Consider the following 14,738-nt stretch of genomic DNA (forward strand, 5'->3'; position numbering starts at 1 on the left):
CCGGTGGTCCCCCCGGCGCCCCCGCCTTGGGGGGCCCCGGCCGCGGCCGCCCCCCCCCCCCCGCCCGGGGGGCGGCCCCCCCGCCGCTGGGTCCGGGGGCGCCGCCCTGCGTACGGGCCGGTCACGGGCGATGGAGGACGACCTCGGGATGGTCCGGGGCCGGGCCGTCCAGGAGCGACTGGTGCCGGCCCTTCAGGTGCTGGTCGAGGAAGGCGGCGACGTAGGTGCGGGTGATCGACGTCGAGCGGTCGCCGGAGAGGGGGGCCGTGGGGTCCACCGGGAGGCCTGCCTGCTCGGCCAGGTACGGGGTGTCGGTGAAGGTGAAGTGCCCCGAGTCCTTGACGGTCAGCCAGCGCTTCCAGCCGTCCAGGTGCCTCCAGCCGTCGTTCCAGGAGGTGTCCGTGGTGCCCGGCCTGTGGCCGGCGTCGGTACCCAGCATCATGAACGGCCGGCCGCCGAGGCCGGTGGCCGGGATCTCCTCGTAGAAGGTGCCGTCCATGTTGGTCCCGGCGTCCACACGAGGGTCGGCGAGCATCGCGGAGGCCGCCGCGCTGCCGCCGATGGAGTGTCCCGCTGCCGCGACGCGGTGCCGGTCGATCATGCGGGCGTGATCCCAGGCGGGGCGGGGGCCGGTCAGCCGGTCGAGGACGAAGGCGAGGTCGGCGGCCCTTCCGGTGGAGACCCTTTTCCGCAGGGCCCGTGCCGCCGCCTCGTCCGGGGTGGCGTTGTCCGCGTCGCAGGCGGCGCAGGTCAGTACCCGCCCGCCCGGGAAGGAGGTCCCGGTGGACTCGTACGCGTGGTCCACGCTCGCCACGACGTAGCCCCGGCTCGCCAGGTCCTCGGCGAGGGAGGTCAGGGTGGCGCGCGGTGTGCCGAAGCCGGGGGACAGCAGTACGAGGGGGAAGCGGCCGGGGGCGGGGCGGGCGTCCAGGCGGGAGTGGGTGGTGGTGGAGCTGACGGCGGTGGCGGGCACGACGTCCTCCAGCCCCCGCTGTTCCAGCATCAGCCGCGCTTCCTCGGTGCTCATGTACGGCGCGGAGGCGCCCGCTCCGCCGGCCCGGGCGGGGTGGTGGAGCGAGACCATCAGTTCCCGGGCCCCGGCTGCGGGCACCCAGGGGTCGGTGCGGCCGTGGTCGACGAGGTGCAGCACCTCCGTGCCGACGGCGTACGGTCCGGTGGGGCGGGGCAGTTCCAGCGCGACGGGGGTGACCGCCGGGGCGGATGCTCCCGCCGGGCCCGATAACGCGTGGGCCGTGGCGGCGGGCGGGGCCAGCAGGAGCAGGGTGGAGAGGGCGGCGACGGCGGTCCGTCTGCGGATTCTCATCGTCATGCCGGGGACACTAGGCGGCGCGATCGGGATGATGCGTCGCCCCCGGGGACGACGCCAGAGGTACCTGAGTCGTACCGGGCAGTCCGCCAGGGGTTGAGGTGACTACCGGCCATCGTGGCCGGGTCCCATCAGTTCCGTACGACGAGGGGCAGGGCCGAGCCGTACTCTTACCGAGGAGTAGCGCAGTGGGGGCGGGAGGGAAGTCTGACGTGGGTGCAGTGAAGAGCAAACGGATGCCGCGCGCGGTGCGTGAGCAGCAGATGATGGACGCCGCCGTGCGGACGTTCGCTCAGCGCGGTTACCGGGCCGCCTCGATGGACGAGATCGCGGAACTGGCCGGCGTGTCCAAGCCCTTGGTCTACCTGTACCTGAATTCCAAGGAGGAGCTCTTCACCGCGTGCATCCGCCGTGAGGCGAAGGCGCTGGTGGAGGCCGTCCAGGCGGGTGTGGAGCCGGGGATTCCGGCGGACCGGCAACTGTGGTCGGGGCTGCGGGCGTTCTTCACGCACACCGCCGAGCACCCGGACGGCTGGGCGGTGCTGCACCAGCAGGCGAGCTCGCACGGGGAGCCGTTCGTCAGTGAGGTGGGAGCGCTGCGGAAGGAGATCGTTGCGTTCGTGACGGGTCTGATCGGGGCGGCGGCGCGTGAGGCGCACAGCGATCCGGCGCTGCCCGACCGGGATGTGGCGGGGCTCGCGCAGGCGCTGGTGGGGGCGGCGGAGGCGCTCGCCGGGTGGGCGAACGTCACTCCTGGTGTCTCCGCGAAGGAGGCCGCCTCCACCCTGATGAACTTCTCGTGGGCGGGTCTGGAGAACCTCATGCAGGGGCGCGGCTGGCAGTCCCCCCGGGGGGACTGAGCCGGCGCGCTCAGACCTCCCGGGTCACGCTGCCGGTGAGGTGGACGCCGTTGCCGCCGCGCACCTGGAAGGCGTTGCCGTCCGCGGCGTAGGTGACGGTGGAGGGCAGCAGGACGGGGGCCTTGAAGTCCGCCCGTACGGTGCGGACGCGGCCCTGTTCCCCGGTGGTGTCCCCGGTCTCCGCGAGGCAGCGGGCGACGGTCCACATGCCGTGTGCGATGTGCCGGGGGAAGCCGAAGAGGCGGGCCGTCGCGGGGTGGAGGTGGATCGGGTTGCGGTCGCCCGACGCGGCGCCGTAGCGGCGTCCGAGGTCGGCAGGCAGTCGCCACTCGGCCACGGCGGGCAGCTCCCGGGGGGCGGCCCGTCCGGGCGGGGGAGCGGAGGCTCGGGTCGCGTGCCGGGAGAGGTAGCCGCTGCGGGACTCCCAGACGAGCGTCCCCGCGTGCCGTGCCTCGGTCACCACCGTGACCTCGGTTCCACGCCGGTGGGGGGTCAGTTCGGCTGCGTACACGGTGAGTTCGAGTGCGTCCGTCGGGTGCAGGGCCCGGTGTCCGGTGATCTCGATCCAGGTGTGGACCAGTCCCAGCACCGGCAGCGGGAAGCGCCGTCCCGTCATGAGCCGCATGGCCAGGGGGAAGCCCAGGACGTGCGGGTAGGTGAGCGGCAGCGGGCCCGATTCTGCGAAGCCGCAGATCCTGCTGTACGCGGCGAGGGGGCCGGGGGCGGCGGGGGCGGGCGGGCGTTCCTCACGGCCGGTGGGCAGTGCGGCGCCGGGGCGCCCGGCGCGCTTGAAGGGCGAGGTGACGGCTCCGCGGACGAGGGAGAGGCCGAGTCCGGTCATGGCTCACGCCCCCAGCAGGCTCTGGCCGCAGACCCGGACGACCTGGCCGTTCACGGCGCCGGAGGCGGGCTGGGCGAACCAGGCGGTGGTCTCGGCGACGTCGACCGGGAGGCCGCCCTGGGACAGGGAGTTCATGCGGCGGCCCGCCTCCCGGATGAAGAGGGGTACGGCGGCCGTCATCTTCGTCTCGATGAAGCCCGGCGCGACGGCGTTGACGGTGATGCCGTGGTCGGCGGCGGCGCGCGGGGCGAGGGAGCGGACCAGGCCGATGATGCCCGCCTTGCTGGCCGCGTAGTTGGTCTGGCCGTTGTTGCCCGCGATCCCGGCGATGGACGCGGTGGCGACGATCCGGCCGCCGCGGCGCAGGGTCCCCGACCCGATGAGGGCGTCCGTGGTGCGCAGGACGCTGTCCAGGTTGACGTCGATGACCGAGGCCCAGCGGTCGGCGGGCATGTTGGCGAGCCGGCGGTCGCGGGTGATGCCCGCGTTGTGCACGAGGACGTCGAGGCCGTCGGGGAGGGCCGCGGCGATCCGGTCCGCGGCGTCGGGCGCGGTGATGTCCAGCGGCAGGGCGGTGGCGCCGAGGCGGGCGGCGGTCCGGACGAGCTCCTCCTCGGCCTGCGGGACGTCGAGGCAGAACACCTGGGCGCCGTCCCTGGCGAGGACGGACGCGACGGACGCGCCGATGCCGCGTGCGGCCCCGGTGACGAGGGCGGTGCGTCCGGACAGGGGCGCGTCCCAGTCGGCCACCACGCCGGCCTCGTCGGCGGTGAGCTCGACGACCTGGCCGCTGATGTAGGCGGAGCGGGGGGACAGCAGGAAGCGGAGCGTGGACTCGGCGGACGCGGCGTCCGCGCCGGGCGCGAGCCGCAGCAGCTGCGCGGTGGCGCCCCTGCCGATCTCCTTGCCGAGCGAGCGTACGAAGCCTTCGAGAGCCTGCTGGGCCGCAGCCTGGTGATGGTCGTCGGGGGAGGGGGTGGTGCCCAGGACGACGACGCGGGCGCCGGAGGCCAGGGACCGTACGACGGGGTGGAGTGCGGCGTGTACGCCGGCGAGTCCGGCCGCCGTGGTGATGCCGGTGGCGTCCAGGACGACGGCGGCCGGGCGGGCGGCCCGGTGGGTGACCTCCAGGCCGGTCGCGGCGAGCACCGGGCCGAGCGCGCCGGTGTGCGCGGAGTCACCTGCGGTGAGGTGGAGCAACGGCCCGTCGAGGGAAGGGGTTTCCAGTGTCCAGCGGCGGAGCGGTGCGGGCTGCGGCAGGCCGAGCCTGCGGGTCAGGAAGCGGCCGGGTGCCGTGCCGGTGAAGTGCAGATAGCGGTCGGCCATTGTCTGGACTCCTGCTCGGTCGTAGATTTACTCCAGAGTAAGGTTACTCAAGGGTCAGGAGTTGTCGAGATGAGCTGGTCGAGTTGATTCCCCTCGCACTTCCGCAGCCGCGCCGGGTCGCGGTCATCGGTGGCAGTCGCATTCCGTTCGCCCGCTCCGACGGCCCCTACGCGCAGGCCTCGAACCAGGACCTGCTGACCGCCGCGCTCGACGGACTCGTCGAACGCTTCGGTCTGCAGGGGCAGCGGGTCGGCGAGTTCGTCGCCGGGGCGGTCCTCAAGCACAGCCGGGACTTCAACCTGGCACGCGAGACCGTCCTGGGCTCCGCCCTGGACCCGAGGACACCCGCCTACGACATCCAGCAGGCGTGCGGCACCGGTCTGCAGGCCGTCGTCGCCGCCGCCAACAAGATCGCGCTCGGCGCCGTCGACTCGGCGATCGCGGGCGGAGCGGACACCACCAGCGACGCGCCGCTCGGCGTCAACGACCGGCTGCGCCGGATCCTGCTGGAGGCACGCCGTGCGAAGTCGACGGGCGCGCGGGTGAAGGCGCTGGCCGCCGTACGCCCCCGTCACCTCGTCCCCGACATCCCGCGCAACGCCGAGCCGCGTACAGGCCTCTCGATGGGCGAGCACGCGGCGGTCACCGCCCGGAAGTGGGGGGTGACCCGCGAGGACCAGGACCTGCTGGCCGCCACCAGCCACCAGCGGCTGGCCGCCGCGTACGACCGGGGCTTCCTGGACGACCTCGTCGTCCCGTACCTCGGTCTGGAGCGCGACCAGAACCTCCGTCCCGGCTCCACGGTGGAGAAACTCGCCACGCTGAAGCCGGTGTTCGGGGCCGGCCACCCCGACGCGACGATGACGGCGGGCAATTCGACGCCGCTCACCGACGGCGCGGCCACCGTGCTGCTGGCGAGCGAGGAGTGGGCCGAGGCGCACGGCCTGGAGCCCCTGGCCTACCTGTCGTTGTACGAGACGGCCGCCGTGGACCACGTGAACGGTGAGGACGGGCTGCTGATGGCGCCCGCGTACGCCGTGCCGCGGATGCTGGAGCGTGCGGGGCTGGGCATCGCCGACTTCGACCTCGTCGAGATCCACGAGGCCTTCGCCTCCCAGGTGCTCGCCACGCTGGCCGCCTGGGAGAAGCAGGGCCTGGCCCCCGTCGACCGGGACAGGCTCAACGTGGCCGGGTCGTCCCTCGCCACCGGCCACCCCTTCGCCGCGACGGGTGCCCGGATCGTGGCGACCCTGGCCCGCCTGCTCGCGGAGCGGGACGCGCCGGGCCGGGGGCTGATCTCGGTCTGCGCCGCCGGCGGACAGGGGGTCACCGCCATCCTGGAGCGCCCCTGACCTGCACGCGGTGACCCGCACGCGGGAACACCTCCGACCCCTCGGGGGACCGCGTGCGGGAGGACCTCCGATCCGGGCGAGGGGCGCGCGTGCGGGAGCGCCCCGGATCCGGCCGGGCACCCGCGTGCGGGAGCGTCCCGGATCCGGCCGGTGGACCCGCGTGCGGGAGCCCCCTGACCCACACAGGACCTGCATGCGGGAACGCCCTGACCTCCACAGGGTCCCTGCATCCTGGAACGCCCTCCGGGCCGCTCCGGATTCGCTCGGCGGCCACCGCCGCACCGCCCCCGCACCCTTCCCCGCCCATCCGTACGTGAACGACCCCGCGCACCCAGCAGCCGCCTCGGCGCCGGACCCCAGGGACGGGACCGGTGCCGGACCCCATGTCGAGGAGCCGCTCGTGTCCACGCCCGCCGCCGTATCCGCCGCGCCCGCCGTTCCTGTCCTGGTCGAGCCGACCAAGGTCAGGGCGGCGGACGGCACCGTACGGGAAGTCTCCGTGCCGCCGCTCGCACCGACCGTGCGGCGCGGTTCGCTCGCGGAGATCCCCTTCGACAACGCCGACCAGGCCCCGGCCGAGGCCGTCCTCAGCCGCAAGCAGGCGGACGGCGCCTGGCGGGACGTGACCGCCGCCGCGTTCGCCGACGAGGTCCGGGCGGTCGCCAAGGGCCTCATCGCGGAGGGTCTCCGGAGCGGGGACCGGATCGCGATCATGGCCCGCACGACCTACGAGTGGACGCTGCTCGACTTCGCGTCCTGGGCGGCCGGGCTGGTCACCGTGCCCGTCTACCCCACCTCCTCGGCCTTCCAGACGCGCTGGATCCTCCAGGACTCCGGCGCGGTCGCCTGCGCCGTCGAGACGAAGGAGCAGGGCCGGCTCGTCAGCCAGGAGCGGCAGCAGCTCGGGGACCTCGCCCATCTCTGGCAGTTCGACACGGGCGCGATCGGCCGGCTGAAGTCGCTCGGCAAGGACGTGCCCGACGCGGCCGTCACCGCCCGTCGCGCGGCCCTGGAGCCGGACAGCCCCGCCACCCTCATCTACACCTCGGGCACCACAGGCAGGCCCAAGGGCTGCGTCCTGACGCACGGAAACTTCTTCGCCGAGGTCGACAACGCCATCGAGCTGCTCCACCCGGTCTTCACATCGGTGTCGAAGGAGCCCGCCTCGACCCTCCTGTTCCTGCCGCTGTCGCACGTCTTCGGCCGGATGGTGGCGATCGGCTGCCTGCGTGCCCGGGTGCGGCTGGGGCACGCGCCGTCCATCAGGACCGAGGACCTGCTCGCGGACCTGGCGGGGTTCAAGCCGTCGTTCCTGTTGGCCATCCCCTACGTCCTGGAGAAGGTCTACAACACGGGCCGGGCCACCGCCGAGAAGATGGGCCGCGCCTCGTCCTTCGACCGTGCCGCCCGGATCGCGCGGCGCTACGGGGAGGCGGTGGAGGCCGCCCAGCACGGCACGGGCCCCGGTCCGGGCCTCGGGCTGCGCGCTGCCCGCGCCCTGTACGACCCGCTGGTCTACCGCCGTATCCGTGCGGCGCTGGGCGGCCACGTCCGGTACGCGATCTGCGGCGGCTCCCCGCTGGGGCGCAGGCTCGCCGCGTTCTACGCGGGTGCGGGCATCGAGATCTTCGAGGGGTACGGCCTGACCGAGACGACCGCCGCCGCCACGGTCACCCCGCCCCTCAAGCCCCGCCTGGGGACGGTGGGCTGGCCGCTGCCGGGTACCGCCGTGCGGATCGCCGACGACGGCGAGGTGCTGCTCAGCGGCGGGCAGGTCTTCCGGGGCTACTGGGACACCGGGCGCGGCGAGGCCGTGCCGTACCTGGAGGACGACTGGTTCCCCACGGGCGACCTGGGGGCCCTGGACGAGGACGGCTACCTCACGATCACCGGCCGCAAGAAGGACATCATCATCACGTCCGGCGGCAAGAACGTCACTCCCGCCCCGCTGGAGGACTGGCTGCGTGCCCATCCGCTGGTCAGCCAGTGCATGGTCGTCGGGGACAACCGGTCGTTCATCGGCGCCCTGGTGACGCTCGAGGAGGACGGGCTCGCCCACTGGCGCCGGATGCGGAAGAAGGAGGGCGTCCCGCTGCGGGAGCTCGTCCACGACGAGGAGCTGCGCGCGGCACTGCAACGCGCGGTCGACGAGGCCAACAGGCTCGTCTCGCGTGCCGAGTCCATCCGCAAGTTCACCGTCCTGCCGGTCGACTTCACGGAGGAGAGCGGCCATCTCACCCCGTCGCTCAAGCTGAAGCGTGACGCGATCACGCGGGACTTCGACGCGGAGATCGAGGAGCTGTACCGGAAGTAGCCGGACCGGCGGACCACCGTCCCCGCGGCCTGGAACGACCTCGTGATCCGGGCCGCGGGAAATTTTTGAACCCGCACAAAACGGACAGTGGTGCGGTTCTCGTATACGTTTCAGTCTCATTCCGGAGCATTGATTGCAAGGTCCCGTTCATTCATCACCTTGGATGCAGCGGGTCAACTGGACGCACGCTGTGGCGAGTCAAGGGTGAGACGTTGGAGTCTCATCCTCCGGATGTGGAAACCGCAGCGCATAGCGTCCTCTCCATGACTGAGCTGGACGCGCGGCCACAGGCCGGAGACACGGTACGGGGAAGCACCCCGGCCGAGGGCGGCGTACGCGAGAAGGGCCTCGGCGGGAATTCCGTCGGCCTGATGGGCAGCGCGGTCCTCGGCATCTCCACCGTCGCCCCGGTGTACTGCCTGACCTCGACCCTCGGATCGACCGCGGGCGAGGTCGGTGTGCAGATGCCGGCGGTCTTCCTGGCCGGGTTCCTCCCGATGCTGCTGGTGGCCTTCGCCTACCGGGAGCTCAACAAGGCCGTGCCGGACTGCGGCACCTCGTTCACCTGGACGGTGAAGGCCTTCGGCCCGCGCCTGGGGTGGATGTGCGGCTGGGGGCTGGTGATCGCCACGATCATCGTCCTGTCGAACCTCGCCGGTGTCGCCACCTCCTACTTCTGGCTGCTCGCCGGCGAGGTCACCGGAAGTGACTCCGTCGCCGCCCTGGACGACAGCAAGCCCGTCCACATCGTCACCTGCCTCCTCCTGATCGCCGTCGCGACGGCGATCAGTTACCGGGGGATGACGGCCACCAAGGGCCTCCAGTACACCCTGGTCGCCCTCCAGCTCGTGGTGCTCGCCCTGTTCGTGACGATGGCCGTGCAGAAGGCCGGCACCGGAGACTTCGCCGCGACCTCGACGGACTTCTCCTGGTCCTGGCTGAACCCGTTCGCCGTCCGGTCGTTCGCCGCGTTCACCGCCGGACTCTCCCTCTCGATCTTCATGTTCTGGGGCTGGGACACCTGTCTCACCGCCAACGAGGAGACCACCGGGGCCGAGAAGACCCCGGGCCGCGCCGCCCTCATCGCGATGGTCGTCCTGGTCGCCTCCTACCTCGCCACGGGCATCGCCGCGCAGATGGCCGTCGGCACCGGCGACTCGGGGCGGGGTCTCGCCGACCCGGACACCTCCGACAACGTCTTCGCCGCCCTGGCCGGCCCGGTCATGGGCCCCGGACTTGGTGTCCTCCTCTTCCTCGCGGTGCTGGCCTCCGCCGCCGCGAGCCTGCAGACGACCTTCATCCCGGTGGCGCGCACGGTCCTGGCGATGGCGGCCTACGAGGCGCTGCCCGCCTCCTACGCCCGGGTGCACCCGCGCTTCCGTGCACCGGGCCGTGCCACGGTCGTGGCGGGGGTCGCGACCGGTGTGTTCTACACGGTCATGACCCTGGTCAGCGAGCACGTCCTGGTCGACACGATCTACGCGCTCGGCCTGATGATCTGCTTCTACTACGCGCTGACGGCCTTCGCCTGCGCCTGGTACTTCCGCGCCGAACTCACCCGGTCCGTTCGCGACCTCGTCTTCAAGGGCCTCTTCCCCGTCGTCGGCGGGGTCCTGCTCGCGGCGGTCTTCGGCAAGACCCTGTACGACATGTGGGACCCGGCCTACGGCTCCGGATCCTCCGTCCTCGGCGTCGGCTCCGTCTTCGTCATCGGTGTCGGGCTGCTGCTGCTCGGCGTGGTGCTGATGGAGGTGATGCGGCGGCGCAGCCCGGCGTTCTTCCGCGGCGAGGTGCTGACGAAGGAGACCCCGGCCCTCGTGGCCGAGGACTGAACGGTTCAGCCTGCGCGCCAGTAGCCCAGCGCGTTCACCCGGTCCCTGGGGAGGGCCAGTTCCTTGCGGGCCCAGGAGCCCAGGGCCCGGGTGGTCGCGGTGTCGCAGGCGATCCAGACGTACGCGTCCGAGGCGTCCTCGCCGAGCAGGCCCGGCAGGGCGGCCTTCACCTCGGAGACCAGGTGCGCCCCCGCGTCGCGGCGCGGGACGGTGTGCAGGGTGTGGTGGTCCGGGTCCAGCCGGAACGGCAGCTCCTCGTCCGAGGCGTGGACGGTCTCGCACCAGATCGTCGCCGGGGTGCCGGGGAACGCCTCCAGCAGCGAGTTGACGGCCGGAAGCGACGCCGCGTCCCCGACGGCGAAGAGCCGTGCGGGCCTCGGCTCGGGCAGGGTGAAGCGGGTGCCCTGGAGAGTGGCGTCGATCGTGTCGCCCGGCTGCGCGGAGCGGGCCCAGTCGCTCGCCGTGCCGTCGTGAAGGGCGAATTCCAGACTGAATGTCCCGGTTGCGGGGTCGGGGTCGACGAGGGTGTAGCCGCGCTGGTGCGGCTTGCCGTCCCGTTCGAACCAGAGCCTGACCCACATGGTCGGGTGCGCCCCGCCCGTCGCCGCGAGCAGGCCGCCGTCGGTCACCGTCACCCGCCGGAAGTCCTCGGTGACCTGTTCCGCTCCGGTGACGGTGAACGTGAAGTCCTGCCCGCGGAAGAGCTTGAGGACGACGCCTTCCCAGCCGTGACCCATGAATGCTCTCCCTCGAACGACTGGCCGGAATAAAACTTAGGGTAGCCTAAGTTATTCGATTCCGGAGGATTCCGGGGGGAGTTGCGGCCGAAACCGGGGGCCCGGGTCCGCCGAGTGGGGACGGCGGCGCGCTCCACCGCATACCGTGGAGCCGTCACGGACGACGACGGAGGTGCCTCGCATGCGGATCGCCACAACGATCTTCCTCACCGACGAGACGATCACGCCGGTCCGGCTCGCGCGCGAGCTGGAGCAGCGAGGGTTCGGCGGCCTGTATCTGCCGGAGCACACGCACATCCCCGTCAGCAGGGACACGCCCTATCCGGCGGGCGGGGAACTGCCCGCGGAGTACGGCCGCACCCTCGATCCCTTCGTCGCCCTGGGGCAGGCCGCGGCCGTCACCGAGCGGCTGGCCCTCGGTACCGGCATCACGCTGATCGCCCAGCACGACCCCATCGACCTGGCCAAGCAGGCGGCCACGCTCGACCACCTCTCGGGCGGCCGTCTCACGCTCGGCATCGGCTTCGGCTGGAACGTGGAGGAGGCCGCCGACCACGGTGTGGAGTGGGCGACGCGGCGGGCACTCGGCAGCGACCGGCTGGCTCTGATGCGCGCCCTGTGGGCGGAGGAACCCATGGCGTACGACGGTGAGTTCGGCTCCGTCCGGGCGAGCCACGCCTATCCGAAGCCGGTGCAGAAGGCGCGGGGCCCGGTGAACGGCCCGCGCACCCTGATCGGCGGGGCGGCAGGGCCGAAGCTGTTCGCGCAGATCGCCCGCGACGCCGACGGCTGGCTGCCCATCGGCGGGCGGGGCCTGTCGGAGTCCGTGCCGAAGCTGCGTGCCGCCTGGGAGGAGGCGGGACGCGACCCGGAGCATCTCCAGGTGGTGCCCTACGCCGTCCGGCCCGCCCCGGGGAAGCTGGCGTACTACGCGGATCTGGGCATCGACGAGGTCGTCCTGCAACTGCCCCCGGCCGGCGAGGCCGAGGTGCTGCGCGCGCTGGACGCGTACGCGGCGTATCTGTGAGGGGGCCGTGGCCGGAAAGCCACCCGAGGTGATCGTCCGGTGCAACCGCCGACGCTAAAATCGCATCTATCACCTCCGGACATCAATGGTGCGGCCCGCGTGCGTGTGTACCCGGCTGCCTGGGAGCGGGAGCACGATGAACAGGCCGTTGCGGCACATAGCGATCTTCTGTGGGCTGCTGATGCTGGCCCTGCTGATCAGGACCAACTGGCTTCAGTACGCCAAGAGTGAAGAGCTGGCCACCCACGAGCACAACCGGCGGGTGAAGATCACTCAGTTCGCCACCCCGCGGGGCGACATCATCGTGGGCGGCAAGGCGATCACGGGGTCGAAGGAGGTCCAGGGGACCGACTTCAAGTACCAGCGGACCTTCAAGCAGGGGCCGATGTACGCCCCGGTCACCGGCTACGCCTCCCAGGCCCAGGGCATGTCCCTGCTGGAGAAGACGTACGACAGCATCCTCAGCGGCCAGGACGAGCGCTTCGCCTTCCGTCACGCCAAGGACATCCTCACGGGCGAGGAGCGCAGGGGCGGTGATGTCGTCACCACCATCGACCCCAAGGCGCAGGAGGTGGCCTACAAGGGCCTCAGCGACCTCGACGCCCGGGGTGCCGTCGTCGCCCTCGAACCGTCGACCGGCAAGGTGCTGGCCCTGGTCTCGACCCCCTCGTACGACCCCTCGGTCTTCGCCGGCAACTCCTTCAAGGAGGGCGACAAGTTCCAGGCGCTGGTCGACGAGAAGAGCAAGCCGCTGGCCAACCGTGCGCTGCGTGAGACCTTCCCGCCCGGCTCCACCTTCAAGATCCTCACGGCCGCCGCGGCCCTGGAGCACGGGGTCGTCACGGATGTCGACGCGCCGACGGACGCGGTCTCCCCGTACCAACTGCCGCTGTCGTCGAACAAGATCAGCAGTGAGGCCGGTGACGCCGCCTGCAACAAGGCGTCGTTGAAGGTGGCCATGCAGTTCTCCTGCAACAACGTCTTCCTGGACGCCGCCCTGAAGGTGGGCGACCAGGGCATGCGTGAGACGGCCGAGAAGTTCGGCTTCAACGAGGACGTCTACTCCGAGGCCTTCGGCGACATGCTCGCCACGAAGAGCCTCTACCCCGACAAGCTCGACAAGCCCGGCACCGCCCTCACCGGCATGGGCCAGGGCAGCCTCACCAGCACCCCGATGCAGATGGCGATGGTCACGGCGGCACTCGCCAACGACGGCAAGCTGATGCAGCCGTACATCGTGGACCAGTTGCGGGGCCCGGACGTGTCCATCCTCGAGGAGCAGGAGCCGCAGCTCAAGAGCCAGGCCGTCTCGGAGGAGACGGCGAAGAAGATCCAGGAGATGATGGAGTTCACCGCCAAGGAGGGCAGCGCCCAGCGCGCCCTGATCGACGGTGTGACGGTGGGCGGCAAGACGGGTACGGCTCAGCGCGGCAACGACGTGACCAAGGAGGTCCCGTACGGCTGGTTCGTCTCCTACGGCAAGACCCCCGACGGGCGGTCGGTGGCGGTCGCCGTCTTCATCGACCCGACCGCGATGGACATCTCCCGCTCGGACATCTCCGGTGGCGGCCTCGGCGGCCCCATCGCGCGGAAGGTGATGCAGGCGGTGCTCGGCAAGTAGCGCCGACACCCGCAGGACACGGAAGCCCCCGCCCGGTGACGCACCGGGCGGGGGCTTCGGTCATCCGACGGGCCGGTCGGGTCCGTCGGCCGGCGTCGGCGGGACGGGCGGCGGAGGCGGGACGGGCGGGGCGGAGGGCGCGGGCGGGGCGGAGGGCGCGGTGCCGGCCGCCTCCGGACGGCCGCCGGCCAGCCGCAGCACGGTGACGGTGGTGAGGCCGGCCAGCAGACCCCAGGTCAGGGCGGCCGGCACATGGCCGCCGAGGGCGCCGTTCAGGTACTGCCAGGCCCACCGCCCGCCCGTGTCCGCCCCGATCACCGCGCACTGGAACAGCTGGGAGACCAGCAGCCCGATGACCGTCGCGCAGAACCCGCCGACCGCCATCGCCGGCACGGTCGCCCGCGTCAGCAGGGCGGGCAGGAGCCGCAGCGCCCACCACACCACCACGAGCAGCAGCACGTCGGCGAGGCGGTAGAGGGCCCATGAGCCGACCGATCCGCCGACCGCGCCGCTGGGCGGGGCCGACCAGCCGCCGAGCAGGAGCCAGGCGCGCAGGAGGTCGCCCGGTTCGGCGAGGAGCCCGCCGGACACGGAGACCGACTGGATGGACGCGGCCACCGACTCGTAGGAGAGGACGACCAGGGACAGCGCGACCAGCGCGGTACCGGCGGTCGCGGCCAGGCGGGCCGCCCGCGGGGAAACGGCCGCCGGGCCCGGTGCGGCCGAACCCTCGGTGGCGATGCGTGCCACGAGCACCGTGGCCACCGCGGTGACGAACGAGGCGATCACGGTGATCTGCTGGCCGGAGGAGGCCATACCGGCCAGCTGGGGCAGGATCCGGTAACTCCCACGCCCGTGCGAGGCGATCAGCCACGGCGCGGATACGGTGGACGCGAGAGCTCCGGCAGCCATGCCCCAGGCCCACACCGCCGACATCGCGACGGGCATCCGGCCCTTCACCGGAGGCAGCCTGCGCACGAGGAGCAGCGCCCCCGGCACGAAGAGGACGAAGACGGCGGCGAACCGGATCTGCATCCCCGTCCTGTACAGGGTGCGGTAGCGCGCGACGTCCGCACCGCCAGGCACTCCGGAGCCGGGCGGATCGTACGACCAGGGCGAGAGCCAGTACTGCAGATCGGCGACCGTCCGGCCGCCGAGGGTGTCGGTGGCGCCCTGCAGGTGCAGCGCACTCGCGCTCGCCCCCGCCCACCAGAGCAGCGCCGTGAGCAGCAGGGCCCCGGTCAGGGCCGGTATCGCCGCGCGTCTGTAGGTCATGAACGTCCCCCGATGTGATCGCACCCCGTGAATTACCTCCGGCGGGGAGAGATTACGGGGCGGCGATCACACGGGGGTCACGGCCGCACCCGGCCCCGTGCCCGGGGCGGCACCCGGCCCGGCGGATGCCGGCGGCGGAAGAAATGGGCATCGGTGCAAGGGCGTTACTGTGCGATCATCACGTGCACTCTTCACGTGTCCTACACATGACAGTTGTGCGCTCGGC

General features: G+C 72.2%; 11 protein-coding genes. 6 read left to right on the top strand and 5 right to left on the bottom strand.

Translation table 11 applies throughout. The features are described 5' to 3' along the window. Positions 1 to 121: 121 nt before the first annotated feature. A complete protein-coding gene (locus ACFC51_RS22825) occupies positions 122 to 1,330 on the bottom strand; it encodes an alpha/beta hydrolase family protein (protein ID WP_376380509.1) in 1,209 nt (402 codons plus the stop codon). Positions 1,331 to 1,563: 233 nt separating this feature from the next. Between ACFC51_RS22825 and ACFC51_RS22830 the strand changes: the two genes are divergently transcribed. Then, positions 1,564 to 2,187: a TetR/AcrR family transcriptional regulator gene (locus ACFC51_RS22830; protein ID WP_376380514.1), complete on the top strand. Its 624-nt coding sequence runs from the start codon at positions 1,564 to 1,566 to the stop codon at positions 2,185 to 2,187. 10 nt (positions 2,188 to 2,197) lie between these two features. Here the strand turns inward: ACFC51_RS22830 and ACFC51_RS22835 are convergent, their stop codons facing one another. Together ACFC51_RS22835 and ACFC51_RS22840 are read right to left on the bottom strand one after the other, a co-directional pair. After that, entirely contained in the window at positions 2,198 to 3,028 is an 831-nt protein-coding gene (locus ACFC51_RS22835; protein WP_376530510.1) for a MaoC/PaaZ C-terminal domain-containing protein, read from the bottom strand. Between the two features lie 3 nt (positions 3,029 to 3,031). Beyond that, the gene (locus ACFC51_RS22840; RefSeq protein ID WP_376530512.1) at positions 3,032 to 4,354 is read right to left on the bottom strand and encodes a 3-oxoacyl-ACP reductase; all 1,323 of its coding nucleotides are present in this window, start codon (positions 4,352 to 4,354) and stop codon (positions 3,032 to 3,034) included. Between the two features lie 74 nt (positions 4,355 to 4,428). On the opposite strand from ACFC51_RS22840, the gene ACFC51_RS22845 reads away from it, so the two are divergent. From ACFC51_RS22845 to ACFC51_RS22855, 3 genes are all read left to right on the top strand, one after another. Continuing rightward, on the top strand, positions 4,429 to 5,706 hold the full coding sequence (locus tag ACFC51_RS22845; RefSeq protein ID WP_376380512.1) for an acetyl-CoA C-acetyltransferase: 1,278 nt from the start codon (positions 4,429 to 4,431) through the stop codon (positions 5,704 to 5,706). A gap of 400 nt (positions 5,707 to 6,106) precedes the next feature. Then, positions 6,107 to 8,020 carry an AMP-dependent synthetase/ligase gene (locus ACFC51_RS22850; RefSeq protein ID WP_376380500.1) on the top strand — a complete coding sequence of 638 codons (1,914 nt, stop codon included), beginning with the start codon at positions 6,107 to 6,109 and terminating at the stop codon, positions 8,018 to 8,020. Between the two features lie 263 nt (positions 8,021 to 8,283). After that, positions 8,284 to 9,852 (top strand): APC family permease, encoded by a 1,569-nt coding sequence (locus ACFC51_RS22855; protein ID WP_376530514.1) that lies wholly within the window; start codon positions 8,284 to 8,286, stop codon positions 9,850 to 9,852. A 5-nt stretch (positions 9,853 to 9,857) separates the two neighbouring features. Here ACFC51_RS22855 and ACFC51_RS22860 read toward each other — a convergent pair whose 3' ends face one another. Further along, a complete protein-coding gene (locus ACFC51_RS22860; RefSeq protein WP_376530516.1) occupies positions 9,858 to 10,589 on the bottom strand; it encodes a siderophore-interacting protein in 732 nt (243 codons plus the stop codon). Between the two features lie 181 nt (positions 10,590 to 10,770). Here ACFC51_RS22860 and ACFC51_RS22865 point away from each other — a divergent pair, with 181 nt between their 5' ends. Then, the gene (locus ACFC51_RS22865) at positions 10,771 to 11,616 is read left to right on the top strand and encodes an LLM class F420-dependent oxidoreductase (protein WP_376530518.1); all 846 of its coding nucleotides are present in this window, start codon (positions 10,771 to 10,773) and stop codon (positions 11,614 to 11,616) included. A gap of 136 nt (positions 11,617 to 11,752) precedes the next feature. Next, the gene (locus tag ACFC51_RS22870) at positions 11,753 to 13,237 is read left to right on the top strand and encodes a peptidoglycan D,D-transpeptidase FtsI family protein (RefSeq protein WP_376380488.1); all 1,485 of its coding nucleotides are present in this window, start codon (positions 11,753 to 11,755) and stop codon (positions 13,235 to 13,237) included. Between the two features lie 60 nt (positions 13,238 to 13,297). Here the strand turns inward: ACFC51_RS22870 and ACFC51_RS22875 are convergent, their stop codons facing one another. Further along, entirely contained in the window at positions 13,298 to 14,512 is a 1,215-nt protein-coding gene (locus ACFC51_RS22875) for a hypothetical protein (RefSeq protein WP_376530520.1), read from the bottom strand. Positions 14,513 to 14,738: the final 226 nt, after the last annotated feature.

Origin of the sequence: Streptomyces sp. NPDC055962 (assembly GCF_042270185.1) — a bacterium.
Classification (GTDB): domain Bacteria; phylum Actinomycetota; class Actinomycetes; order Streptomycetales; family Streptomycetaceae; genus Streptomyces.

Bases quoted from the DNA above. Each gene is read 5' to 3' on its own strand.
- ACFC51_RS22825 (WP_376380509.1), bottom strand. From the start codon at position 1,330: ATGACGATGAGAATCCGCAGACGGACCGCCGTCGCCGCCCTCTCCACC.
- ACFC51_RS22830 (WP_376380514.1), top strand. From the start codon at position 1,564: ATGCCGCGCGCGGTGCGTGAGCAGCAGATGATGGACGCCGCCGTGCGG.
- ACFC51_RS22835 (WP_376530510.1), bottom strand. From the start codon at position 3,028: ATGACCGGACTCGGCCTCTCCCTCGTCCGCGGAGCCGTCACCTCGCCC.
- ACFC51_RS22840 (WP_376530512.1), bottom strand. From the start codon at position 4,354: ATGGCCGACCGCTATCTGCACTTCACCGGCACGGCACCCGGCCGCTTC.
- ACFC51_RS22855 (WP_376530514.1), top strand. From the start codon at position 8,284: ATGACTGAGCTGGACGCGCGGCCACAGGCCGGAGACACGGTACGGGGA.
- ACFC51_RS22860 (WP_376530516.1), bottom strand. From the start codon at position 10,589: ATGGGTCACGGCTGGGAAGGCGTCGTCCTCAAGCTCTTCCGCGGGCAG.
- ACFC51_RS22865 (WP_376530518.1), top strand. From the start codon at position 10,771: ATGCGGATCGCCACAACGATCTTCCTCACCGACGAGACGATCACGCCG.
- ACFC51_RS22870 (WP_376380488.1), top strand. From the start codon at position 11,753: ATGAACAGGCCGTTGCGGCACATAGCGATCTTCTGTGGGCTGCTGATG.
- ACFC51_RS22875 (WP_376530520.1), bottom strand. From the start codon at position 14,512: ATGACCTACAGACGCGCGGCGATACCGGCCCTGACCGGGGCCCTGCTG.